Genomic DNA, 23,820 nt, shown 5'->3' with positions numbered 1-23,820 from the left:
CCCTGCTGTGGCAGCGCGCCGTGTCGTCGTAACGGGTATGGGGGCGATCACGCCGCTCGGGGCGTCTACGGATGCCTTTTGGGACGGGCTCGTCGCCGGCCGCTCCGGCATTGCCCGCATTTCGCAGTTCGACCCCGCCGACAATGACGTGCACATCGGGGGCGAGTGTCGCGACTTCGATCCCGGTCCCTTCATTGATGCGCGCCTCATCAAGCGCATGGACCGTTTCGCCCAGTTCGCTTACGTCGCGGCCCGACTCGCCTCCGACCAGGCCAGCCTCGCCCCGGATGTATGCGACCCGCAACGCGCCGGCGTCATCCTCGGCACCGGCATCGGCGGCCTGCGAGAGATCGAAGAACAGCACCTGCGCCTCATCCACAAAGGCCCGAGCAAGGTTTCGGCCTTCACCATCCCCAAGCTCATGGCCAACGCCGCGGCCGGCCACATCGCCATCGGCCTGAACCTGCGTGGGTCCAGTGCTTCCACGGCCACCGCCTGCGCCTCGGCCGGCACCGCGATGGGGGACGCCATCCAAGCCCTGCGAAACGGCGTGCTCGACATCGTCGTCACCGGCGGCAGTGAAGCCGCCTGCACCCCGCTCGGCCTCGCGGCCTTCGCCGCTATGAAGGCGCTGAGCACGCGCAACAGCGAACCGGCAAGGGCCTCCCGTCCATTCGACCGCGACCGAGACGGCTTCGTCCTCAGTGAAGGCGCCGGTGTCCTCGTCTTCGAAGAATACGAGCATGCCCGCAAACGCGGAGCCGAGATCTACGCCGAGGTGCTCGGTTTCGGCGCTACCACCGACGCCGGCGACATCGTGCAGCCCGATCCCGATGGCCGGGGCGCCGCCCGCTCCATGCGGATGGCCTTGGAAGACGCCCGGCTGAACCCCGACAACGTAGACTACATCAATGCCCACGGGACCAGCACGCCCCTCGGCGACGTCGCTGAAACACGCGCCATCAAATCCGTCTTTGGCGCCGCCGCCCAGCGCGTCGCGGTCAGCAGCACCAAGAGCTGCATAGGTCACCTGCTTGGCGCAAGCGGCGGCGTAGAGGCCATTGCCTGCGTCCTGGCAATGCGCAACCGCACCCTGCCACCGACCATCAACCTCGACCACCCCGACCCCGAGTGCGATCTGGACTACGTCCCGCACACCGCCCGCGATGCGGCTGTGCGCGTCGCCATGAATAACTCCTTCGGCTTCGGCGGACACAATACGTGCGTGCTCTTCGGCCTGCCGCGCTGACTGCGATCCAGGCCTGGCCCCCTATACATTGCAGAAGTCTCCCCATGAAAGAAGCGGCGGCTGGCCCAGGGAGCCCGCCGCCGCTCATCAATTTCGCCAATAGGCGGCGTTTCTCAGCCGCGGGGCCTGCGCCGCCAGCCCAGCAAAGCCACCGGCAGCACCAGCAGGGGCAGGAGCGCCCCCGCACCACAAAGCGGCGCAGCCGTAGGAGCGGCCGCCAACTCGTTTTGGGGGGTCGCAGTTGCCGGGGCCACTTGCGCTTCGGTCACGCGGGCGGCTTCCTGGCCAGCCGGTGCCGCGATGACTTCGACGATGAAACTCGCGGTGTCACTCAGTCCGCCCGGATCGGTCACGAGCAGGCCGAAGTAGTAACGCCCGGGTTGCAGCGCCTGCCATGTGCTGTCTACCGCCTGTAGACCGCTCAGGGGCTGAAACCGGGTGCGCAGCTCATCCGTCGCCAATCGGCCGCCCACCTCGTTGGTCTGGCGCCAGCGGTACTGCAACGGCTGGCCTTCGGGATCGGTCGACGTGGCCGCACTGAGAACAATCTGCGTGCCGACGGTCACGGGGCCTGTCGGACCGGTGATGCGCGCCCGCGGCGGCAGGTTGCCGGGAATGCTGGGCACCACCACGATGCGGACCGTATCGATCGACGGTACGGCCGAGCGCCCGTCCTCCACGGTCAGGGAATACTCGTACTCGCCGACCGTATCGAGCGTGACCTGCCGCTGCCAGCGCTTGCCACCGGGGACCAGCACAGGATCCACACGAACCGGACCGGATTGCCACTCCCAGGAATACTCCAGCACGTCCTTGTAGAACACATCGACGAGGTCCGGATCGAACCCCAGGTTGTCGGCGTCGAACGTCAGCCCCCCGTCCAGGAGCACAGTCGTCCCCGCTGCGACGGTGCGATCAAGCCCGGCGTCGGCAAACGGCGGCGCATTGGGCACATCTACAAGCGGATTCTTACGCGCGAACAAGGGGAAGATGAACGAGCCCCAGGCACCTAATTCCGGGTCCTCATCGTTCGATACGCGGATCGTGACGAAGTACGAGGTATCGAAATCCTGCAAACCACGCAGACGCTGCTGACTCGGACCCAGAATCGGCGGCAGCGCGAATTGCACAAAGAAACGCACCGCATTCGCCGGTGGTGGCGGTACGGGGGCCACTCCGGTACGGCGAAACGTCCGCATCGACCCCTCCGGGATCCAGGCGGCCGCCGGGGGCCCCGCCGACAACGGACTCGTTGAGAGGATGTAATAGAACTCCTCTTCGGCGTCTTCTTCCGCAAGGTCGTCATCGACGACCAGTATCTCCATCTCGATGATGTCAAATTCGAACGCGAGATCAGTATCGGGATCGAAGGGCACGAAAACCCGCGGTCCGTTCGGATTGTACCGCCCGATCGTAAGCGTCACGTCCACGATCCGCGGGATCGCTTCGCCGTCACCTTGGGCAAGTGCCGGTACAGCCAATCCCAGCATCGGTATGACCAGCAGGACTGCAATCAGAGGTTTCATCACGACCACCTCGCGTAGCGTGCCCCCGTCGTCTCAACGATTCTATCCCGCCGCGGACTGCGCCAGGGCGGAAATCCCTTAGCCCTCACCACCCGTCGTTGGCAGTGGCGTTCCAATCGTCACGATCGCAAAATTGCCGGCCGGCGTTGGGTTCGCGTTGAACTCAAACAGCACCGGCTCACCTTCCAGGTACTCATTCGTCTTTCTTCCAGCGCCCGATCGACTGAAAAACACCCCCGGCCGCAGCGGCGAGCACTGGTACACGTCAATCTGGGCCAGGGTCTTGAACGGACCGCCGCGGGTGGAACCCTCGAACGGTCCCAGAGCTCCGGCCACACCCTGAGAGGCCAGGGGGGTGCCGCGATCCGTGTAGATGAACGCCACACTGTCGCAACCCACTGGCGGCTGCGAGAACACCAGCACCGCGTCCGGCGTGAGCAGCGTGAAATCCACTTCCGACGGCAGCGCTGTGGTCTGGGCACCGGCATCGTCGCTGCTCCGCCGCAGAACCAGCGCCGTAGCACCGGCCACGCCGCCACCGCCATACACATACGTCCCCACCGGCAGGATGTGCGCCGTTCCGATCTGCACGCTCTCGCGCAACTGCACATAGCCGTTCCGCAGCAGCGCATCCTCCTGCGAAACCGAGCGCACACTGCTCTGATCCACCCAGGCGATGAACTGCGTGTTGGCCTCTGCGCTCGGGTGGTTATTGCGGAATGTCAGCGTCATTGTGCGACGGAAAGTGTCGCCGACGCCGCCACCACCACCCCCACTGCCCGAATCGTCTACCTGCGACTGCCGGCCGGAAGTCCCGTACAGGTCGGTGAACGTCAGGAACGGGTTGCTCTCGCCGCCGTTGCAGCCCCACAGGCCCATCAGCGTACCGGCCGCGACTACGAGGAATGGGCTGAGCCAATAAGAACGCATACGTCTCGTCCTTCCTGAGGAACTCTCACCACACATCAGCGCCGGGCGCCGTAGATCAGATACGCCTCGCCCGAAGCCACCCGCTGCCGCGGCGACGCATTGATCGAAGTGATCAGCAGATCGCGCACTCCGTCGCCATCCACGTCACCGGCCACCGCCAGACCCGTGCTGCGGTCACCCTGCTGGCCGACACCACCAGCCAGGAAATCACCCGTATTGCGACCCACGAAGACCGCGCCCGGCAACGCCTCCGTGCCAATCTTCGACAACTCGATCGTGCCGCGCAGGTTTGGCGAACCATAGATCAGGTACACCACGCCGCAGTTGACTCGTTCGATTTCCGGATAACCGTCGAGATCCTCATCCACGCGCATGGTGCGGTTCGGCGCCGCGATGAGGATGTCCGCATTGCCGTCGCCATCGAAGTCGCCGATGCCCGCGACCCGCGCGCCGGCCAGATCGTCCGGCTCCTCACCGACGAATACGACCCCCAGGCCGCGCGCCGGCAACTCGTTGAACGGGAACTCGAGCTCGGTCACGTTGATGGCCTCGCGCGAACCGAAGAAGACGGCCGCACCACCGCGGCGGTTGTTGATGAAGGGCGAGCCGATCACGATGTCACCCAGGCCGTCGCCGTTGAAGTCGAACGCATAATCCTGCGACTGGCCAAGCCGATCGCCCGGGGCTCCCACGATCTGAATACCTTCGAACAGCCGCACTTGCAGCGGATCACTCGAGTTCATCGGCAGACTGAGCTGCTCGAGCTGCAATTCGCCGCCGAGGATCAGATCGCGGTTGCGACCGAGGATCACGTACACCGCACCCGCCCCCTCCCGGGCTTGCGGCACACCGATCATCAGGTCCTGCAGGCCATCACCGTTCATGTCGCCGATGCCCTTGGCGTTGCTCACCCGGGCACCCGGCTGGTTCGACCAGAAGCGCGTCGACCACTCCGGCGTATTGATACGGTAATCGGTGTCTTGTGAACACGGATCAGGGGCATTGTCGGGGTCCACGGTGTAGCCGGGACTGTAGCGGAGATCATCCATGACGTAGTGATAGGGGCCGCCGTGCGGCAGCAGGCGATCGCCCGCGCTCTGCTGCGAGCCGGGATAGCCCAGTTCTGTGTTCGCGCCGGGGGAGTTATCATTGGTCCAGGGGTAGAACCCGCTCTTGACATCGACGAAGTAAACGCTGATCACGCCACCGCCCGGCACCGAGCCGGGCGCCCCCAGGATCGAAAACTGCGGATCGCGATTGGGACCGGACATGACAATCGAGTCGAAATCCCAAGAAGAGACGGTCTCGCCAAACTGGTCGCCGACTTCCGCGCTGGAGAAGCGGCAGCCCAGCCGCACGCCACCCACCGTACCGCCGGTGGCATACTCATGCGAGTACGGCAGCGGCGGGGCCTTGGGACCGCGGAAACCCCACGGCGGGCAATCGGGGGTGGGCTCCGCCGGTGGAAGGTGCGCCAGCGTCCCGAACTCCGAGAGATTCATCACGTTGCGGCCGGGGAAGCCCAGATCGGGACGGAAAGCCGAACCGGCGATCACGACCACGCCACCCGTGCGGAAATAGCCGTTCTGATCGTGTGGCGCGGGATTGAACCCCAAGCCACCAGCCAGGAAACCGCCGACCGAAACCGAGTCGGTGAACGGGACACCGAACGCCATCTCGCGGACGCCGTCACTATCCCAGTCCGAGAGCAGCGTGAAGCTCGTCATGCCGCGGCTCGGGCGCAGCGGGTCGGTTGCTTGCGGCGGACCGGTCATGATCTCGCCGCGGAACAGCGTGCCGGTCGAGTTGAGGTTGACGAAGCCACTGAAACGCCTCTCACGCCCATAGATGATGTACGCCTCGCCGATTCCGGCGCCCTGCGGGCTGCTCTGGTAACGCGGCTTACCGAACTGCGAGAGGATGATGAAATCGTCGAACCCGTCCCCGTCGAGATCGCCGATGGTGCTGACGAAGCTGCCCGCGTTGTCGCGCGGGTTCACCCCCTCGAAGATCGCCCCTTCGACCGGACCGCCCGGCAGCCCCATGTCCCGCAGATCCACGACGCCTGCAAGCCGCGCGCGCAGCGTGATCGTCGTCGGAGCGTAGAACGTCGTCGCATTCGTACCGTCGGACACGACCGCGAGAATGCGGTACGTGCCGGCCTCGAACTCCGCGGTCGGGAGGTCGAACCGGAAACTGTCGCCCGTCTGCGAGTTGCTGCGATACAGCAGCAGCTCATTGCCGTTGGGCTGGTCGTCCGGGTCGAGGTAGATCTCGGTCACGTTGTTCGGTGTATCCGGGTCGGTTAACTGCCAGGCGACATTGAACCCCGGCGTGATGCGCTCCGACCGGTCGAATGCAAGGTTGTCCCGCGGCGAGGAGAAGGACAGCCGTGGCGCCTGGTCAATCGTGATGGTCCCCGGCGCGTAGCCGAACGCTACGATGTCGTTCACTTCACGGAGCACGACCCCGATGAAGTACGTGCCCTGATCGAGTGACGTGGTGTCGAGCAACACCTCGGCCGTGCCCAGCGGCAGGTTGCGGAACAGCGTCCGCTCGTTGCCGTTGTTGGGCACCCGGTCCGTATCGACGATCACGTCCAGCACCGAAGTCCGCGAACGCGCGAACGCCCGCCAATTCACCGTGACCTGCGCGCCGCCCGCGATCGACAGGTCGGTGGACGGCGTGATCACCTCCACCGACGCCTGATCACGCAGTACCGCCGTGTCCCCGGTACCACCCGAAATCGCGTCGAGCGTTCCGGCATCCGTCGGGCAACCACCCAGTTGCAGGCCCAGCAGCCCCCCGGCCGCCACCGCCAGCATACTTCGCAGTACGAACTTCATCGAGCTACTCCCAAAGCACTGCGGCGCCACGACCCGCGGCCGCGGCCACCCGGCACACCTACGCACCCGACCGCCGCACATACGCGAACAACTGGTACCCTGACCGCGTTGCACTCGACGCCTGCACCGTGAAGATCAACTCGTCCCCGCAGTTGTAGTTCGTCTCGTCGCGCAGCAGTACACCGAATGCTTCGACGTCGATGTACGGCGCCGCATCGAACGTCCCGCCACCCGCAAAATACGCGCTGTCAACCAGGTAGATCCGCGCGCCTGCCGTCGTCAGGTTCGAGACGTCCCCGATCGTGATCTCGCCGATCGGACACGACAACAACTGGGCGGTGCGCCCCTGCGGCGGCACCGACGCCGTGTAGGTCTGGACGGCCTGGTCCGCGTCGCGGTACGAAATCACGAGCTGTGACCAGCGACTGGTGCGATTCTCAACCGCCACCAGCACCGCCGGCGCATCACCCGGCAGGTTCGCCGCGGTCCGCCCCGCACCGATCAGGTCGAAAAAACCTGGCGCCAGCAGTTCCGAAACCTGCTCCGTACACCCGACCGCACCCACCCAGGCGCCCAGTGCAACCAGCGTCGCACCTATCCAGCTCTGCTTCCTCACGCGGATGCTCCTCCGGTCGCCCTAGCGACCGCGCAAAATACGCACGGAAATCAGGAACTCGACCTCGGCATTCTCCCCGGTCCCCTGTGTGAAGGCCGACAACCGAATCTCGATCAGGTCGCCGCAACTATAGGTGGTCCCGTCCAGCAGCACCGGTCCGTCATAGGGCACCTCGACCAGTTCCCCGTTCACCACGACCAGCGCCGCCAGATTGTCGACCGAAAAGTCCGCGGCCAACGTGCCCGGCGCCACGAGCGCCGCCGGGCAATCGAGGACTTCGTTGCCCTGCTGACTCGCGGCCACGAACAGGGAGAAATTCCGTGCCCCCGCCGACAGGTCCACGGCGTCCCGCGCGGTGAATGCGAAAAACGACGCCGGGAAGCGGGTCGTGTTATTGAAAGCGACCACCACGCGCCCACGCTGCGGAAAAATCGTCGCCGGGTCAATCCCCAACTGCGACGCGAAGCCCGGGTTGAACACATCCGTGACCAACCCGCAACCTCCGAGCGGCGCCACCAGCAGGCCACCGGCCGCCACGAGCACCATCCACCTTTGCCGATCGCTCATGAACAGGTCTCCAGCCGCTGCGCCGTCGCGGGCAGCGCACCATCGCTCCCGGTCACAGACGACGGGTGATCCCTCAGCCGTTCCCGGCCTGAAACCACACGTGCCGTCAGCCGCCCAACTCCCAGCACACGCCTTACTGCGTGGCTGCGGGTATTGTGACACATACGCCAAATCCCACGGTGTCTCTGGCCGTCACACCGCACCGCGCGTGGCGTAACTCTCTACCCGATAAACACCTGCACCCGGCTACCCAGACGAAACCGGGCTAGTAGGAGATCACGCTGAATACCGGGCAGTCGCCCAGTTGCGCTCGTCCACCGAGCGCCTTCAATTCGATCAACACCGCCACCGCCTCGATCCGCACGCCGGCTTCTCGCACCAGGCCACAGCACGCGGCGAGCGTTCCACCCGTAGCCAGCAGATCGTCGACCACGATCACCTTTTGCCCCGGGTGGATCACGTCCCGGTGCATTTCCAGGGCATCTTTGCCGTACTCAAGCTCATACTCGCGGCGAATCGTCGCGGCTGGCAACTTTCCGGGCTTGCGTACCGGCACGAAGCCGGCTGACAGCACCTTCGCCACCGCGGTCCCGAAGATAAATCCGCGTGACTCCGCCCCCACCACGAGGTCGATGTGCAGCCCACGAAAGGGCTGGGCCATCAACTCGACGGCCATCGCCAACCCGGATGGATCCGCCAGCAGCGGAGTAATGTCGCGAAAGAGGATTCCCGGCTTCGGATAATCGGGAACATCCCGAATCAGCCGCTTCAGATCCGCTGCCGCCGTAACCGCGTGCCATGTATCCGATTGGGGGCTCATACCGCTGCCACGCCTCGCTACCTACCGGCGGGGAGCCGGGCGGACGTCGGCGGCCAGTGATCTGCAAGACCACGACGCCCGGGAGCCGCCCGGTGTCCGCGAGCGGCATGGTAGTCCGGGGCTTGGGGGCTCGCAACGGCCGCGCGGGCCAGAAATGCGAACCGTCGGAAGAGCCGTCGATCACAGGCGGCGATCCACCGGCTTTCACTCGGCCCCACCGGCCGCGACTGCCGATAAGCCCTTCAGCCGACCGGTCTACCACCGCCGGCTGGAGGAGCCGCCGTGTCGCCCTGGGTGTTGATGGTTCTCTGCACGGCCGCGGGGGGGGCGCTCGTGCTGTGGAACGCAGTCAGCAAGTCCAAGCACAGCAGTGACCAGATGCTCGACAGCTACGTGGAGATGCTCGCCAAGGCGCGCGCCCAGAAGATTGAGGAACTCGCAGCGGCTGCCAGAAGGGAAGAGGCCCAGCGCCAGAAGGATGCGCCGCCGCCCGGCTGATCAATCCTCCTCCACCTGGGGAATCCGCACGATGCGCGGGTCGGTAAAGATGTCCGATTCATCGCGGCTCGTGCTCGAGAATTCGGACACCACCGCGCCCTCGTCACCCGCCTGGAACCAGTGCAGCGTGTTCGGGGGGATGGTGAACTGGTCCCCGGGATTCAGCTCGATTTCCTGAAACACCGTGTAGTAGGGTTCGCTGCCTACGGGGACGCGCGCCCGGCGGTCGCGCACCGGTGTCGGCGTGCCGGCGATGTTCAGCCACACGCGCCCCCAGCGGCAGCGAAACGTCTCCATCTTGCCGGGTTGCCCGTCCACCGTGGGATGCCGATGCTCAGGGCAGGTCTGCCGCGGGAAGAGAATCAGCTCTTTCGCGCAGTAACGGTCATTGTTTTCATAGACCACCAGTTCGAGCCCGGTGCGCTCGAGGTCGTCGAGGCCGAACTCAGCGACCTCGATGTTTTCCGCCTCGGCCGGGGTGAGCACGAGTCCACACTTCTTCAGGTACTCGCGCGCCCGCGCCTGGGCCTGGCGTACGGCACTCCGCTTGATCATCGTTGTCCTCACTGTGTAGCGCGCGGCACTCCCACGCGTACTTACGACCTCCGGTGACGGCGCACCCCGATCAACGGGGCGGCCCCTGCGTATCGCCGGCAGCCGTGCGCTCACTCGGCACCAGCGAGAAATACACGCGGAACTCCGCCCCCCCATCGGGCGGATCGACCAGTTCGATCCGTCCACCGTGCTCTTCCATGATTTTACGCGCTACCGCCAGCCCCAGCCCGGTACCGCCATGTCCCTTCGAGGAGTGGAAGGCCTCGAAGATGTGACCGCGGTGCTCGGCCGGCACCCCGGGACCGTTATCCGCAATCGCCAGCAGCACCATGCGCCGGTCCGCCTCGTACCGCGTCCGCACGTTGATGATGCCCGTGTCCCGGGCGACGGCATCGATCGCGTTCGTCACGATGTTCAGCGCCACTTGGTGTACACCGTCGTAATCCGCCGGGATCGCGGGCACGTGCTCATCCAGGTCGGACAGCAACACTACCTGCTTCACGTCCGCCTGCTTCTGCACCAGTGCGATGACCTCCTCGATGATGCGGTTGATCTGTAGCATCTCCAGGCGCGGCTCGCGTTGCTTGCTGAACGCCAGCATGTTCAACATCAGGTTATACGAGCGGTCCAGATTACGCTCCACGATGCCCCAGCCCTGCGAAGCCGTGCCCAGATCCCGCCGCTCGAGTCCGCGCGTCACAATGTCCGCACCGCTGCGCATCCCTTGCAGAATGTTCTTAATGTAATGTGAGAGGTACGCGACCGTCTCCCCCGTCGCCGCCAGCCGCTCGCGCTGCAATGCCTGTTGTACAAGCCGAGCATTCTCGATCGCCAGTCCGGTCTGGTACCCCATGGCGGTGATCAGCCGCAACTCCTGCTCGTTGTACATGTGCCGCGTCACCGGGCAGTCGAGATGCATGACCCCCAGCACACGCTCCCGGGCCATGATGGGCGCACAAATCACCGAACGCATGCCCATGCTTTGCACACTGCGACCACTGCGAAAACGCTCATCTCCCACCACGTTTGAACACAGTACACCTTCGCGCGAACTGGTCACGTGATTGAGAATGGTGCGCGACGCGATGATGCCACCCGCATCACGGCCGGCCGAACCACTCCGGAACCGCACCACCTCGGGCAGGAGTTCTCCCGTGCTCTCATCGCATACGAAAATCACCCCGCGCTCGACTTCGACTTCCTCGAAGACAATATCGAGCACGCGGGCGAGCAACTGGTCCGTGGGCAGCAGACTGCCGATGACGTCCGACAGCTCGCGCATCACGTTCCACGCCTTCACCGCCGCCGCGGTTTCCGGCGCCGCCATGACGATGCTGTCGTCGTTCGACGGCACGCTCGCGACGACGGCCGCATCCGTCCCAAGACTACCCGCGTCGAGGGTGACGAGGTCGGTGGGGATACCGGCCCCGGCGAACTGCTGTACCGTTTCATCCCCGGCATACACCAGCAGAGTGCTGCCCACCCGCACCTGGTCGCCATGCCGCAGCCGCATCGGCTTCTGCAGCCGTACACCATTCAGATAAGTGCCATTTGCGCTGTTCAAATCCTTCAGAATCCAGCCGCCCTCCACCGCGTGCAGTTCGGCATGCCGACGACTCACCGTCTGATCCGAAAGCGGGATCTGCGGGCTCCCCCGACCGACGACTACCACGTCATCCACGGCCCGTAACGTACGGCCCTTATCGGGCCCCTGTAAGACGATCAGCGTTGCCACGCGGTTATCCTGTGAAAGGCACTTACACCGCTCTGCCTCGAACGGGTGCTGCCAGCAGCATAACCCGCCCGTGCTGGCCACAGACGGCGGCCAACCGCCTGTATGCAAACCGAAAGTGGGCGGAGAATCAACGGGTGCGCTCGGTTACAGCGCCCGGGACCCTCCCGTCAGGGGGGCGCGCGATAACCCCTCGGGCCACAGGACTACGTGCCCGGTTTCGATCACCTGTTCCGACGCACTCAGACCCGTCGGCTTCGGCCACTACACAGTGCGCTGCGCCATGACCTTGACGTGGCCGGCCTGCAGCCCCTTGTCGGTCCGCAGAAGTTCGTACTCGACCTGCTCTCCCTCGCGCAGCGAGCGAAAGCCGTCGCCGTCAATGCTCGTGTAGTGCACGAACACATCCTCGCCTTCAGGACCGATAATGAAGCCGTAACCCTTTTTGGAGTCGAACCACTTCACGTTGCCGTCGATCATGGCACAACCTCCGGGGGCTGCCCAGAAGTGCAAAAAGACAGCCCACTTTACGATCGTCCGCCTGCCACGGACTGTACAAACCCGGTGCGTTCCGTGATGGCCCTCCACACGGTTCGCAGAGCTTCCCATGGCATGCCGGCGCGGGGGCAGGTCCTGAGATGTGACCGACCCACGGGAAGCTCCCGGCTACTACTCACTCCATGTTCCTGAGCGGCTGCGCTCGACGCGCTCGAACTCAGGATTCAACCGTCGCTGCGCCCGCGGCTTCCGCCTCGGCTCGCATGGCCGCCTTCCGGGACAATTTTACCCGGCCCTGATCATCGATTGCAATAACCTTGACTTTGACCCGGTCGCCGATCTTCACCACGTCTGCGACTTGCTTGACGTAGTTCTCGTCCAGCTCACTGACATGGCAGAGGCCGTCCTGGCCCTCCTGGATCTCGATAAAGGCCCCGAAATCCTTGATGCTCATGACCCGGCCTTCGTAAATGCGACCGACCTGCACGTCTTCGGTGATGCGCTGTACGGCTGCCAGCGCGGCCTCCGCTCCGGCCGAGTTGAGACAGGAAATCACGACCGTGCCGTCGTCCTCGATGTCGATCTGGGCGCCGGTTTCGGCCTGGATCGCCTTGATCATCTTGCCGCCCGGGCCGATGACTTTGCCGATCTTCTCGGGGTTGATCTGGATGGTCAGCATGCGCGGGGCGTACTTGCTGACTTCCGGGCGCGGCTTGGCGAGGGCTTTGTCCATCTGGTCGAGGATCTGCATCCGCAGATCCTTGGCCAGCTTCAGGGCTTCCACCAGGATGGGATGCGGCAGGCCTTTCGACTTGATGTCGAGCTGCACACCGGTGATGCCGGTGCGTGTCCCCGCGACCTTGAAATCCATGTCACCGAAGTGGTCTTCCTCGCCGATGATGTCGGCCAGCAGCTTGTAGCGCCCGTCATCCTCCAGCACCATGCCGACCGATATGCCCGCAACCGCCGCCGAAATCGGCACGCCCGCGTCCATCAGTGCCAGCGAACCGCCGCAGACGGACGCCATCGAACTCGACCCATTGGACTCGAGGATGTCACTGGTCAGCCGGATCGTGTACGGGAAATCCTCCGGCCCCGGCAGCACCGCCTCCAGACTGCGCTCGGCCAGCGTACCGTGACCGATCTCACGCCGCCCCGGCCCCATCAGGCGTTTCACTTCACCCACCGAAAACGGCGGGAAGTTGTAATGGAGCAGGAACTTCTTGCTGTATTCTCCCATCATGTCGTCGATGATCTGCTCGTCGCGCGACGTGCCGAGCGTACAGACCGCCAGTGCCTGGGTCTCGCCCCGCTGAAACAGGGATGAGCCGTGCACGCGTGGCAGAATGCCGACCTCCGCCGAAATCGACCGCAGCACGTCGAGTTTCCGCCCGTCGGATCGCTTGCTGTCCTTGAGAATCAACTCGCGGACGATCGCTTCCTCTACCTGGTGGAGAATCGCCTTGACTTCGTCGGCCGGGTGCTCCGGCTCCACGGCCACCTTCTCTCCAAGCACGCGCGGGTCGTACTCGGCCATGATCTTCTCATAGACCGCCTTCACGGCCTCCTTGCGCTCGAGCTTGCCTTCCACGAGCCGGGCCGCCTTCATCGGGGCGAGTGCCTTCTTCCGCACCTCGTTGTAGAACTTCTCGTCCTTCTCCGGCGCCTCCCACGACTTGTCCGGTGCAACCTGACGCTCCAACTCGCGCAGCATTTCGCAGATCGGCTTGATCCCGCTGTCGTGCCCGAACTTCACCGCGTCCGCGATGACTTTTTCCGAAACCTCGCGCGATCCCACCTCGATCATCGTCACCGCTTCGAAGTGCCCCGCCACCACCATGTCGATGTCTGAATATTCCAGGTCCGCCTGGGTCGGGTTGATGATGAACTTGCCGTCCACCCGCCCAACCCGCACACCTGCGAACGGCCCGTGAAACGGAATCGGAGCTACCGCCAGCGCCGCGGCCGCCGATACGAGCCCGATCACGTCCGGGTCGTTCTCCATATCACTTGCCAGCACTTGCACCTGGATCTGCACTTCGTCCCGGAAACCCTCCGGAAACAGCGGCCGCATCGGCCGGTCGATCATCCGGCACGACAGCACTTCCTTGGTCGTCGGGCGTCCCTCACGCTTGAAGAACCCACCCGGAAACTTGCCCGCCGCCGACATCTTCTCCCGGTAGTCCACCGAGAGCGGGAAAAAATCGATCCCCGGCCGCGCCGGACCAGTCACTACCGTCCCCAGCACCACCGTCTCCCCGTAGCGCACCAGCGCCGACCCCGCGGCCTGCTTGGCCAGTTTCCCAGTTTCGATGGAGAGGACATTGCCCCCGATGGCGCGCTCTACCTTGAAGATCATTTCGTTCTTTCTGGTCTCTTTTACACTCTTGCCTGCCAACGACAACCTCTTTTCCGCCGACCGCAGTTCACCATATGCAGAAACACGCTCCGGTCGGCGCCAGCGCGCCCACCACGGGCACGCGCAGTCACTCGAGCGTCCACTGCCTTTCCCCCACAACAATCTCTGCCAATCGCAGCGTCACCGGCCCGTGCGGAGCTCCGGAACGCGGGCTCACCCCACCAGCTCTGCCACACTTATTTCCGCAAGCCCAGCTTCGCGATCGTCGCGAGGTACGAATCGCGCTCGGTTCGCATCAGGAATTTCAGCAATGCCGATCGCCGACCCACCATCTTGAGCAGCCCGCGCCGCGAGGAATGATCCTTCTTGTGCAGCTTGAGATGCTCAGTGAGTTGCTGAATGCGGGTAGTCAGCAGCGCGATCTGCACTTCCGCCGACCCCGTGTCACCCTCGTGCCGACGATGCGCGCCAACAACTTCCGTTTTCTTTTCTGCCGTCAATGCCATGCCCGTCATCCTTTCCACTGGGGTTCACGCCAGCCGCACGCCCTGGGCGGGACGCCGCCGTTGGTGACCTGCCGGAAATCCAATTCGGGAAGTATAAACACCCCGCCCACTCCTACGCAACCCGCCCGGCCCACCCCACCCGAACCGGGTCGGCGGCGCCCTCGGAGCCCCAGGATCCTGGCCGGATCACGAAAAACTGCCGGTCCGGGTACACTACACCGGTGCCGAACGATACGCGGGTAATGTCGCAAACCCGCAAGCAGCATAGATTCATAGATTCTCAGGCGCCCGACGCGGCGACCACAGGAGTACGACCCATGGCGGAGAACATCCGAAAGCTCCTAGGTGACCAAGCCGACCATCTGCTCAACCACAAGTGCAAGACCATTCCGGCTGAGTCGCTCCATCCGCCCGGACCGGATTTTCTCGACCGCGTCTTCGTGTCCTCGGACCGCAACAATCGCGTGCTCAACCGACTCGCATGGCTCTACCACCACGGCCGGCTGAGCGGCACGGGCTACCTTTCGATCCTGCCCGTGGACCAGGGTATCGAACACACCGCCGGATCTTCGTTTGCCCCCAATCCCGCCTACTTCGACCCCGAGAATATCGTGAAGCTGGCCATCGAGGGCGGCTGTAACGCTGTGGCGAGCACCTTCGGCGTGCTGGGCCTCGTCTCGCGGAAGTACGCCCACAAGATCCCCTTCCTCGTCAAGATCAACCACAACGAGCTGCTTACATTCCCCAACAAGTTTGACCAGCGTATGTTCGGCACCGTCCAGCAGGCCTGGGATATGGGGGCGGCTGGTATCGGCGCGACCATCTACTTCGGCTCGGAAGAGTCCTCCCGCCAGATCGAGGAAGTCTCCGAGGCCTTCGCCTACGCCCACGAACTCGGCATGTTCACCGTGCTGTGGTGCTACCTCCGGAACAACGGCTTTAAGAAGGACGGGACGGATTATCACACCGCCGCCGATATGAGTGCACAAGCCAATCACCTCGGCGTGACCATTCAGGCGGACATCATCAAGCAGAAACTCGCCACCAACAACGGCGGATTCAACGCACTCAACTTCTCCAAGACCCACAAGCTGGTCTACGAGAAACTCAGCAGTGATCACCCGATCGACCTGAACCGCCTGCAAGTCGCCGGCTGCTACCTCGGCCGCATCGGCCTCATCAACTCAGGCGGTGAGAGCAAGGGCGCCGGAGACCTGCAGGACGCGGTCGCTACCGCCGTCATCAACAAGCGCGCCGGCGGCCAGGGCCTGATTTCAGGCCGCAAGGCGTTTCAGCGACCCATGAACGAGGGCGTTGCACTGCTGCATGCGATCCAGGATGTCTACTTGTCCAAGGAAGTCACCCTCGCGTAATACCATGCCACCACATGGAATTACGGCGCGAACGCGATCCCGCCCGCACAGGGCATCCGTGTTCGTTGACCGTCGTAGCGGGCCTGGAAACCCCCTTGAGCCGGACCGAGCGCTCGGGTACACTCCCCGATTCCGGTTGCGGCCGTGGACCGGCCACGACTGCGACCCCGAAGGATAGGAGTGCAGCGTCGTGAAGCAGGGCATTCACCCCCAGTATCGCGAGGTCGTGTTCTACGACGCCTCAGCGGATTTCAAGTTCCTGACCCGCTCGACGATCGAGACGAAGGACAAAATCGTTTTTGAAGGCAAGGAATATCCCCTGGCCAAGGTGGATATCTCCAGTGCATCGCACCCGTTCTACACGGGCAAGCAGAAATTCGTCGATGCGGCCGGTCGAGTCGAGAAGTTCCAGAAGAAGTTCCAGGGCAACTACTTCGCGCGGGGTAACAAGAAGTAACTTCTGAGCTGAACCCGCCGGTTCGCTCTTCGCAGACGCCCGCAGCCCCTCGAGCCCCGCTCAGTTGGTTGCGGGCGTCTTCGCGCGCTGCGCACTCGCCCAATCGGGAGCGGTCACGGGCGACCACTCATCGCTCATGCTGCGGTTATGACTAAGATGATCTCGCGGAGAGGTCCCCACTTATGGGGCCGATCGGACCTCGCGGGCTGAAGGCCGCCTCCCCGTCGGACCGATCGGTTTGACGGGAACCGGGCGGCCGGAGAAGCTACGCGGCCCCATCCGGCGCTCGGCGGTGGCCCCCCGTTCCGCCGTGGTGTTCACGGGCGATGGTTTCGCAGAGAAGTGACAGCGGTGGCCAATGGCCGGATTGCTACCGGCCCCAGCCCCAGGAAGACGCAGGCACCCCTCATGGCCAAGGCATCCGGACAACAGAAGATCCTCGTGATCGTGGAGTCGCCGGCCAAAGCGCGGACGATCGGTAAGTACCTCGGCACTGGTTTCGAGGTCGAATCGTCGATCGGTCACATTCGTGACCTGCCCTCGACCGCGGCCGAGATCCCAGCCGAGTACAAGGACCAGCCGTGGGCACGCCTGGGGGTCAACGTCGATGAGCAGTTCCGCCCCATCTACATCGTGCCGGCCGACAAGAAGGCCCAGGTCGCCAAGCTCCGCAGCAAGCTCAAGGACTCATCCGAACTGTACCTCGCCACCGACGAGGACCGCGAAGGCGAAGCCATCGCCTGGCACCTCGCCGAAGTGCTCAAGCCGAAGTGTCCAGTCAAGCGCATGGTCTTCGACGAGATAACCCGCTCTGCCATCACGCGGGCCGTAGAGCAGACCCGCGCGATTGACGCCCGGCTCGTCAACGCGCAGGAAACGCGCCGAATTCTGGACCGGCTCTACGGCTACGAAGTTTCGCCCGTCCTGTGGCGCAAGGTGCGGCCGAAGTTGTCCGCCGGACGCGTCCAATCGGTCGCCACCCGCCTGGTCGTCGACCGCGAGCGGGCCCGCATGCGCTTCGTCTCGGCCGAGTACTGGGATCTCGTCGCCCAGTTGCTCGCGGAAGGGCCCGGCAAGCCGTTCGAGGCCCGCCTGCTCGAACTCGCCGGGCAGCGCATCGCCTCTGGAAAGGACTTCGACGAGACCACTGGCCGGCTCAAGGAAGGCGCCTCCGTACGTTGGCTCGCGGCCGACGTCGCCGAGGCCGTCACCGCGGCCCTCCACGGGGCCGACTTCCGTGTCACCGATGTCACCGAGAAGCCATTCACGAACCGCCCCTATGCGCCGTTCATCACCTCGACGCTCCAGCAGGAGGCCGGCCGAAAGCTCCGCTTCAGCGCTCAGCGCACCATGCGCCTCGCGCAACACCTGTATGAGAACGGCTACATCACCTACATGCGTACCGATTCCACGACGCTCTCGTCGCAGGCCATCAGCGCCGCCCGCAGCCAGGTGCGCGAACTCTATGGCAATGATTACCTGCCGGCCGAACCGCGCGTTTACAAAGGGAAGACGAAGAACGCCCAGGAAGCGCACGAAGCCATTCGGCCCGCTGGTGAGACGTTCCGCACGCCCCAGAGCGTCGCGCATGAACTCAACCAGGACGAGCTGCGCCTGTACGAGCTGATCTGGAAACGAACCGTCGCCTCCCAGATGAAGGACGCTCAAGGCCGGCGCACGATCGTGCGGATCGAAGCCGAAGCCGATACTCACGGCACGGCCACTTTTAGCACCTCGGGCCAGGTCATCACCTTCCCCGGCTACCTGCGGGCGTACGTGGAGGGTTCGGACGACCCGACCGCGGAACTGGAAGACCGCGAGCGCGTGCTGCCGGCACTCCAGACCGGCCAGGTGCTGCGAGCCGAAAAGCTCGAGCCACAACAGCATGTCACACAGCCGCCGGCGCGCTACACCGAAGCCAGTCTGATCAAAGAGCTCGAGGAGCGTGGCATCGGCCGCCCCTCGACCTATGCCACGATCCTGCAAACCATCCAGGATCGCGGTTACGTGTGGCGCAAGGGCACCGCGCTTGTGCCGACGTTCACCGCTTTCGCCGTCGTCAATCTTCTGGAGCAGCACCTGCGTGAACTGGTCGACTACGAGTTCACCGCCCGTATGGAGGACGAACTCGACGCCATCGCGAGTGGCCAGCGGGAATCCGGTCCATGGCTCAACGCGTTCTACTTCGGCGAAGAGGCCGGCCGAGCCAACGGCGCGCCACTGTCGGGCACCGGGCTGAAGCAGCTTGTAAACAGCAGCGGTGAGAGCATCGATGCCCGCGAGGTGTCGTGCATCCCGATCGGTCGCACAGCATCCGATGAGACCGTCGTCGTGCGGGTCGGGCGCTATGGTCCTTACGTGCAGATCGGTGACCGCGAGCAGCGCGCCACCGTGCCTGAAGATGTCGCACCCGACGAGCTGACCGTGGCTCGCTGCGAGGATCTCCTGCACCAGGCCGCCCAGGGTGATCGCGTGCTGGGGCATGATCCGGCCACCGGCAAGCCCATCTACCTGAAATCCGGACGATTCGGTCCGTACGTGCAACTCGGCGAGCCGGAATTGACCGAGAAAGGCACCGTCAAGCGTGGCAGCAAGCCGCGGATGGCAAGTTTGTGGCCATCGATGTCGCTGGACACGCTGACGATCGAACAAGCGCTGCTGCTGCTCTCCTTCCCACGCGAGGTGGGACAGCACCCCGAGACGGGTGAAGTCATCACCGCCCAGGATGGCCGCTTCGGACCGTATCTCAAGATGGGCACGGAGACGCGCAGTCTGGCCAACCATGAGCAACTGGCCGAGCTGACGCTCGCGCAGGCCGTGGAGATACTGAAACAGCCGAAGGGACGGCGAGGCACTTCGGGAGGCGGAGTGTTGGCGGATCTGGGGGCTCACCCGCAAACCGGAGCAGCGATTCAGGCCAAGAGCGGGCGGTACGGGGCGTACGTGACCGACGGTGTAGTCAACGCCACGATCCCGAAGGACCGCACCCCGGCTGAGGTCACGCTTGAAGAGGCCCTGGCACTGCTCGCAGCGCGTGAGCAGAAGATGCGGGACGCGGGGCAGGACCCCCGGGCGCCCAAACCGGCGCGGCGGGGGCGCAGTGGTCGCTCCGGTGGAGCCAAGCCGGCCAGCGGTGGCGCAAAACGCAAGACGGTACGCAAACGCGCTACGGCCGCCTCCCGCTAAACCGTGGGAACAGAACTCCGCAGCCGAAAGTCCGGGTCAACTCAAGCGGACGTGGTCTAGCAGACTCAGCACCCGGCGCTGTAGTACACGTCCGAGGGTGACGCCGGGAGCAGCAAACCGCACCGTGCCGGTCAACCCGTAGGGCACCGCCGGCAGTGCGTTTTCTTCCGCGCCGGCCACCATCGGAGTTGCCAGCCGGATCAAGACCTCGACATACGGTTCGGCTGCGTGCCCGGTGGTCGCATCAACCGTCACCGTACCCCCCGCAAGTTGCGTGAGGGCACGGTGCTCAATCGTGCGCGAGGCAGCCGGTCCGACCCGCGTGATCACTCCAGCGAGTACCGCGTGGGGTGCACACCGCGGACGAAACTCGACTGCAGCACCCACCGCCGGCTGCGCCGCGACGAACTCTGCGGTAGTCAGCAGCACATGCACCGACCAGCCCCCGTGCGCAATCAGCGCCACCGGCTCCCCGGGTTGGAGATAGCGGCCCAGATCACGGGCGGACACACCCGTCACGATCGCACCGGAGACCGGCGCCGCGATCGCGAGCTCCGCGAGGCGTGCCTGCGCCACCGTCAGGGCGGCTTCCGCGGCGCCCACCCGGGCGGCCTCCTGCTGCGCTTGGGCTGCATCCACCGCAGCGGCGGCCGAAGCACGCAAGTGCGCTGCGCGCAGCACGGCCTCCGCCTGGAGCACGGCTTCCACCCGGGTCGTATCCTGGAGCACGGCCAGTGGCGCCGCCGCGGCCACGGTCGTTCCGCTCACAAAGTGCAGGTCCTCCAGAAATCCGCCGCCGGCCACGCGTACCACGGCTTCCTCGGTGCCCCGCACCATGCCCGCAGCGCAGACTGTCCAGGGAATGGGAACGGTCAGGAGACCGGCGGGAACACCCACCAACAGCAGCACGCTGAGCGCCACAGCGCGCCCACGTACCGCCTGGGTCTGCGGATCCCACCACAAGTAAGCACACAACCGCCAGCCGGTCCCGTACAGCATCATGCCGATGAAGGCAGCCCCGATGGCAACACCCAGCAGCAGGAAACGCTGTGCGACGATGTAGCTGAGCCCGAGCACCACGGTGACACGATACAGTGTGGCCGCAACCCCGAAAGTGAACAGCGTCCCGGCCAGGCGCGGTCCGGGCGGTGGGTCCGTGCCGCGGAGGCCCAGGAAGATTCGGCGGAGCACACCGGTCACGTATTGCATCGCACGGCGGCGCAGATTCGGAATCTCCAGCAGGTCGCTTGCGATGTAGTAGCCGTCGTAGCGCATCAGAGGGTTGATGTTGAAGAGCAGCGTGGTCGCACTGGCGAGAAAGATCACGTTGCAGGCAATCGCGTTCAGCAGCGACGGTTCCGTCGCCGCCCAGACGAACACGGCGAGAGCGGCGATCGTCAGTTCGACGTAGACACCCGCCAGCGAGACGATCAGGCGGTCGCGCCGCCGTGTGAAGCCCCAGGCCGCCGTGGCATCGACATAGGCACACGGTGTCAACAGGATCAGGTAAACGCCCATCTCCGGGACGTGCCCCCCGAAATGCTTGCAGGCGTAGCCGTGCCCGAGTTCGTGTGCCACCTTCAACCCGATCAGGACCAGCCACAGCAATGGCAGGTTCTGCGTGAGCAGCAAGCCCTGCACGGGCTCAACAAGCGCGTTCCATGAGCGGAATGCGACGAAACCCGCCGCCCCAAGCAACAACAACCAGCACACGAAGAACCAGCGCGTGAACAGCCACCGGGCATACGGCAGCGTACGCGTGAGCATGGCATCCGGATTGCAAACCGGGATCTGCAGGGAAAAGAGGGCCATCCACCGCGACCGTACGCGCGCCTGCCGGCGCGACTGGTAGCGCCGGAACAGCAGCTTGTCATCCGAGACCGGCAGATTCAGGAAGCCCAGCCGGTGCAGCGTAAATACAAACCGATAAAACGTCTCTTCCTGGTCGGTCGCCAGTTCGCCGCGTTCCTGCAGCCGCGCACAAATCTCCCCGAGTGTATGGCGCGCGTCGATTGCCACAAACAGACGGTAATCTTCGGGGGTAAGCTGGTGGCTCTGAAAAGTGATCGGGTCGTGGACAATATACGCAGGTTCGCCGCGAAACACGTGCCGAGTCACATCAAGATCGGCGCGCAGCGCAACGTGGACATTGCGCAGGCGCTCGGCCAGTTCCGGAGGCGTAGTTGGATTCGGGGGCTTCATAACCAGTATGACAACCTCAGCCACTCGATGCCCCGGTGCAGCGCGACCCACCAGACAGGGCGGTGACCGACTTCGATACGGGCCGTGCCCTCGAGCCCGGGGCGCAGCCAACGTGCGGCATCGTGCAGTTCCGCCTCCGCGATCTGCACATTGGCCTGGTCGCCAATCATCGGGCGACCGGCGATCCGGCGCAGGGTGAAGGACTCGGGCTGGTCCGGCCGCGCCCGGGTCACGAAGGTGCCCCTCTGCCCGGCTGCCAGGTCCAGGACCCGCGCCTCGGGACTGCGCAGTTCAAGGGTCCAGTCGGTCAGCGGTGCGATTTCGAGCAGCACCGTGCCGCGAGCGATGACGTTGCCCCCCAGTGGCCGCAGATCCCCGCGCATCACGATACCGTCGAAAGGTGCCCGCAACTCCGCCTGGACAATGCGCTGCTCGACGATATCGAGTTCGGCCTGGGCGAGTGTCCACTGAGCTTCCGCGAGGCGCGCCTCGGCGCGGGCCCCGGCCGCCAGCGCGCGGAGTTGCTCCTGCGCGTAGATCGTGCGCTGGGCCGCCCAGCGCGCCCGTTCAAGCTCCAGGTCGCGCACATCGAACCGACCCAGAAGTTGACCGGCCTGCACCCGTTCTCCGGCGGCAATTGCGGCCATACCAAGCACCCCATCGAATGGCGCGGCAATGTGGCGCTGCTGGGTGGGCACAATGGTCGCAGGCACAATCACGGAATAGGGCAGCGTCCCGAACAGGAACCAGCCCAGCCCGGCCAGGAACGCCAGTGCCGCGGCCTTGCGCCCCCAGCAACCCGGCCGCAGCGCAGTGCGTGCCGCGCCAACGAACAACTCGCGGCCGTGCTGCCACCAGCCACGCCGGGCTTGCTGCAAAAGCAGCAGGGCCGGTGCGAAGGGGGCGACGAGCTTCTCTATTTCGGCCAGTGCCTCCGGCTTGAGCGCTTCCGCGTCCTGGTGGCGCAGACTCAGCACGGCGACGACGCGCTCCCCCGCGCGCAAGGGCAACGAGGCAACCGTCGCCCGGCCCACCGTGGCCTGCCATTGACGGTGCAGGCGGTGGCCGTGGCCGGGGCCGGACTGCGACCATTCCCCAGCGGCCGCGGCGATCAACACTTCGCCGGCATCGAGGCATTCTTCCATCGCAGCCACCACGTGACGAACACCTGGGCTGCGGCGTGGCACGTCGTCGTAGCCGGAGAGCGAAACGAGCCGGATGTGCTGGTTCGTCACCAGCCCAAGGGCCACCTGCTCACAGCCGTACTTGTTCCGCAGATTGTTGGTGAGCGCGAAGGCCAGTTCTTCAACCGAACCCATCGTCGCGGCCCGTGCCAGCGCCTGCGAAGGCAACTCCGGACGGGGGGAAGCCGCGGGGCGTCCAACCGTCGTTGCCGCGGCGGCGGCCACCGCCGCGAGCGTCTCGAGACGCTGCAGGGCCTGTGCCGCGCGCCGCTCGTCTGCCCGCATGACCAGCGCGACGGCACCACTGAGGCCCGTGTGCTCATCCACGAGCGGCGCGGACAGCAGCGCGATGCGCAGGCGGGCGGTGCGGGCCGTGAGCAGTTTGGCGCGCGGTTCCCCCTGTGCAAGGGAATCCGTCAGGAACTGCTGCAATGCAGGTCGCCAGAAGCGCGGATCACTGCGGCCGCTGTGATGCTCTTCCTCAATCACCGTCGAGCCGGTGCGGGCGTAGATCATGGCGCAGGGGCTGTGAAACTCCACCCCGATCCGCTGCAAGACCTGCGGCACGTATTCCGCGACCGAGTGCGCCGCACGCGCCAACGCCAGCACGTCACCGAAGGACAGCGCCTGCGGCCGTTCGGTGGGAGTCGGATTGGCTCGTGGCAGCGCAGCCGTGGCTTGCAGTGTCATGGCACATCCATCTCATGCCCCCCCAC

18 protein-coding genes are annotated in these 23,820 nt (G+C 65.0%); 5 read left to right on the top strand and 13 right to left on the bottom strand.

Annotated features, from left to right (window positions below; genetic code table 11):
• The first annotated feature begins 37 nt into the window (after nt 1–37).
• Nucleotides 38–1,249: a beta-ketoacyl-ACP synthase II gene (gene fabF, locus IPM18_14585; protein ID MBK9120803.1), complete on the top strand. Its 1,212-nt coding sequence runs from the start codon at nt 38–40 to the stop codon at nt 1,247–1,249.
• A gap of 113 nt (nt 1,250–1,362) precedes the next feature.
• On the opposite strand, the gene IPM18_14580 is transcribed toward fabF, so the two are convergent.
• The 6 genes from IPM18_14580 to IPM18_14555 form a co-directional block, all read right to left on the bottom strand.
• Nucleotides 1,363–2,775 carry a hypothetical protein gene (locus IPM18_14580; GenBank protein ID MBK9120802.1) on the bottom strand — a complete coding sequence of 471 codons (1,413 nt, stop codon included), beginning with the start codon at nt 2,773–2,775 and terminating at the stop codon, nt 1,363–1,365.
• A gap of 78 nt (nt 2,776–2,853) precedes the next feature.
• Nucleotides 2,854–3,705 carry a hypothetical protein gene (locus tag IPM18_14575; protein ID MBK9120801.1) on the bottom strand — a complete coding sequence of 284 codons (852 nt, stop codon included), beginning with the start codon at nt 3,703–3,705 and terminating at the stop codon, nt 2,854–2,856.
• A gap of 35 nt (nt 3,706–3,740) precedes the next feature.
• Nucleotides 3,741–6,551, bottom strand: coding sequence for an FG-GAP repeat protein (locus IPM18_14570; protein ID MBK9120800.1), 2,811 nt, complete (start codon nt 6,549–6,551; stop codon nt 3,741–3,743).
• A 58-nt stretch (nt 6,552–6,609) separates the two neighbouring features.
• The gene (locus IPM18_14565; protein ID MBK9120799.1) at nt 6,610–7,167 is read right to left on the bottom strand and encodes a hypothetical protein; all 558 of its coding nucleotides are present in this window, start codon (nt 7,165–7,167) and stop codon (nt 6,610–6,612) included.
• Between the two features lie 21 nt (nt 7,168–7,188).
• Nucleotides 7,189–7,734, bottom strand: a complete 546-nt coding sequence (locus IPM18_14560; protein MBK9120798.1) for a hypothetical protein — start codon at nt 7,732–7,734, stop codon at nt 7,189–7,191.
• Nucleotides 7,735–7,999: 265 nt separating this feature from the next.
• Nucleotides 8,000–8,554 (bottom strand): adenine phosphoribosyltransferase, encoded by a 555-nt coding sequence (locus tag IPM18_14555; GenBank protein ID MBK9120797.1) that lies wholly within the window; start codon nt 8,552–8,554, stop codon nt 8,000–8,002.
• 282 nt (nt 8,555–8,836) lie between these two features.
• On the opposite strand from IPM18_14555, the gene IPM18_14550 reads away from it, so the two are divergent.
• A complete protein-coding gene (locus IPM18_14550) occupies nt 8,837–9,052 on the top strand; it encodes a hypothetical protein (GenBank protein ID MBK9120796.1) in 216 nt (71 codons plus the stop codon).
• On the opposite strand, the gene IPM18_14545 is transcribed toward IPM18_14550, so the two are convergent.
• The 5 genes from IPM18_14545 to rpsO all read right to left on the bottom strand — a co-directional run bounded on the left by IPM18_14545 (nt 9,053) and on the right by rpsO (nt 14,702).
• Nucleotides 9,053–9,607: a D-lyxose/D-mannose family sugar isomerase gene (locus tag IPM18_14545; protein MBK9120795.1), complete on the bottom strand. Its 555-nt coding sequence runs from the start codon at nt 9,605–9,607 to the stop codon at nt 9,053–9,055.
• Nucleotides 9,608–9,677: 70 nt separating this feature from the next.
• Nucleotides 9,678–11,342, bottom strand: a complete 1,665-nt coding sequence (locus IPM18_14540) for an FHA domain-containing protein (protein MBK9120794.1) — start codon at nt 11,340–11,342, stop codon at nt 9,678–9,680.
• A gap of 261 nt (nt 11,343–11,603) precedes the next feature.
• Nucleotides 11,604–11,819, bottom strand: a complete 216-nt coding sequence (locus IPM18_14535) for a cold shock domain-containing protein (protein ID MBK9120793.1) — start codon at nt 11,817–11,819, stop codon at nt 11,604–11,606.
• 235 nt (nt 11,820–12,054) lie between these two features.
• Entirely contained in the window at nt 12,055–14,196 is a 2,142-nt protein-coding gene (gene pnp, locus IPM18_14530; GenBank protein MBK9120792.1) for a polyribonucleotide nucleotidyltransferase, read from the bottom strand.
• Nucleotides 14,197–14,432: 236 nt separating this feature from the next.
• Entirely contained in the window at nt 14,433–14,702 is a 270-nt protein-coding gene (gene rpsO / locus IPM18_14525) for a 30S ribosomal protein S15 (GenBank protein MBK9120791.1), read from the bottom strand.
• A 317-nt stretch (nt 14,703–15,019) separates the two neighbouring features.
• Here rpsO and IPM18_14520 point away from each other — a divergent pair, with 317 nt between their 5' ends.
• The 3 genes from IPM18_14520 to topA all read left to right on the top strand — a co-directional run bounded on the left by IPM18_14520 (nt 15,020) and on the right by topA (nt 19,718).
• The gene (locus tag IPM18_14520; GenBank protein MBK9120790.1) at nt 15,020–16,075 is read left to right on the top strand and encodes a class I fructose-bisphosphate aldolase; all 1,056 of its coding nucleotides are present in this window, start codon (nt 15,020–15,022) and stop codon (nt 16,073–16,075) included.
• Nucleotides 16,076–16,265: 190 nt separating this feature from the next.
• The gene (locus IPM18_14515) at nt 16,266–16,532 is read left to right on the top strand and encodes a type B 50S ribosomal protein L31 (protein MBK9120789.1); all 267 of its coding nucleotides are present in this window, start codon (nt 16,266–16,268) and stop codon (nt 16,530–16,532) included.
• Between the two features lie 408 nt (nt 16,533–16,940).
• The gene (topA, locus tag IPM18_14510; GenBank protein ID MBK9120788.1) at nt 16,941–19,718 is read left to right on the top strand and encodes a type I DNA topoisomerase; all 2,778 of its coding nucleotides are present in this window, start codon (nt 16,941–16,943) and stop codon (nt 19,716–19,718) included.
• Between the two features lie 36 nt (nt 19,719–19,754).
• Here topA and IPM18_14505 read toward each other — a convergent pair whose 3' ends face one another.
• Nucleotides 19,755–21,920 (bottom strand): M50 family metallopeptidase, encoded by a 2,166-nt coding sequence (locus IPM18_14505; GenBank protein ID MBK9120787.1) that lies wholly within the window; start codon nt 21,918–21,920, stop codon nt 19,755–19,757.
• A complete protein-coding gene (locus IPM18_14500; GenBank protein MBK9120786.1) occupies nt 21,917–23,794 on the bottom strand; it encodes an HlyD family efflux transporter periplasmic adaptor subunit in 1,878 nt (625 codons plus the stop codon). The genes IPM18_14505 and IPM18_14500 overlap by 4 nt, the downstream gene beginning before the upstream one ends.
• Between the last annotated feature and the right edge of the window lie 26 nt (nt 23,795–23,820).

The sequence above is a fragment of the Phycisphaerales bacterium genome (assembly GCA_016716475.1).
In the GTDB taxonomy this organism is placed as follows: domain Bacteria; phylum Planctomycetota; class Phycisphaerae; order UBA1845; family Fen-1342; genus JADJWG01.
The sequence above is the reverse complement of the archived record's forward strand: the minus strand, read 5'-3'. Positions and strand labels throughout refer to the sequence as shown.

Bases quoted from the DNA above. Each gene is read 5' to 3' on its own strand.
- IPM18_14570 (MBK9120800.1), bottom strand. From the start codon at position 6,551: ATGAAGTTCGTACTGCGAAGTATGCTGGCGGTGGCGGCCGGGGGGCTG.
- fabF (MBK9120803.1), top strand. From the start codon at position 38: ATGGGGGCGATCACGCCGCTCGGGGCGTCTACGGATGCCTTTTGGGAC.
- IPM18_14545 (MBK9120795.1), bottom strand. From the start codon at position 9,607: ATGATCAAGCGGAGTGCCGTACGCCAGGCCCAGGCGCGGGCGCGCGAG.
- IPM18_14535 (MBK9120793.1), bottom strand. From the start codon at position 11,819: ATGATCGACGGCAACGTGAAGTGGTTCGACTCCAAAAAGGGTTACGGC.
- IPM18_14520 (MBK9120790.1), top strand. From the start codon at position 15,020: ATGGCGGAGAACATCCGAAAGCTCCTAGGTGACCAAGCCGACCATCTG.
- pnp (MBK9120792.1), bottom strand. From the start codon at position 14,196: ATGATCTTCAAGGTAGAGCGCGCCATCGGGGGCAATGTCCTCTCCATC.
- IPM18_14555 (MBK9120797.1), bottom strand. From the start codon at position 8,554: ATGAGCCCCCAATCGGATACATGGCACGCGGTTACGGCGGCAGCGGAT.
- IPM18_14505 (MBK9120787.1), bottom strand. From the start codon at position 21,920: ATGAAGCCCCCGAATCCAACTACGCCTCCGGAACTGGCCGAGCGCCTG.
- topA (MBK9120788.1), top strand. From the start codon at position 16,941: ATGGCCAAGGCATCCGGACAACAGAAGATCCTCGTGATCGTGGAGTCG.
- rpsO (MBK9120791.1), bottom strand. From the start codon at position 14,702: ATGGCATTGACGGCAGAAAAGAAAACGGAAGTTGTTGGCGCGCATCGT.
- IPM18_14500 (MBK9120786.1), bottom strand. From the start codon at position 23,794: ATGACACTGCAAGCCACGGCTGCGCTGCCACGAGCCAATCCGACTCCC.
- IPM18_14560 (MBK9120798.1), bottom strand. From the start codon at position 7,734: ATGAGCGATCGGCAAAGGTGGATGGTGCTCGTGGCGGCCGGTGGCCTG.
- IPM18_14575 (MBK9120801.1), bottom strand. From the start codon at position 3,705: ATGCGTTCTTATTGGCTCAGCCCATTCCTCGTAGTCGCGGCCGGTACG.
- IPM18_14580 (MBK9120802.1), bottom strand. From the start codon at position 2,775: ATGAAACCTCTGATTGCAGTCCTGCTGGTCATACCGATGCTGGGATTG.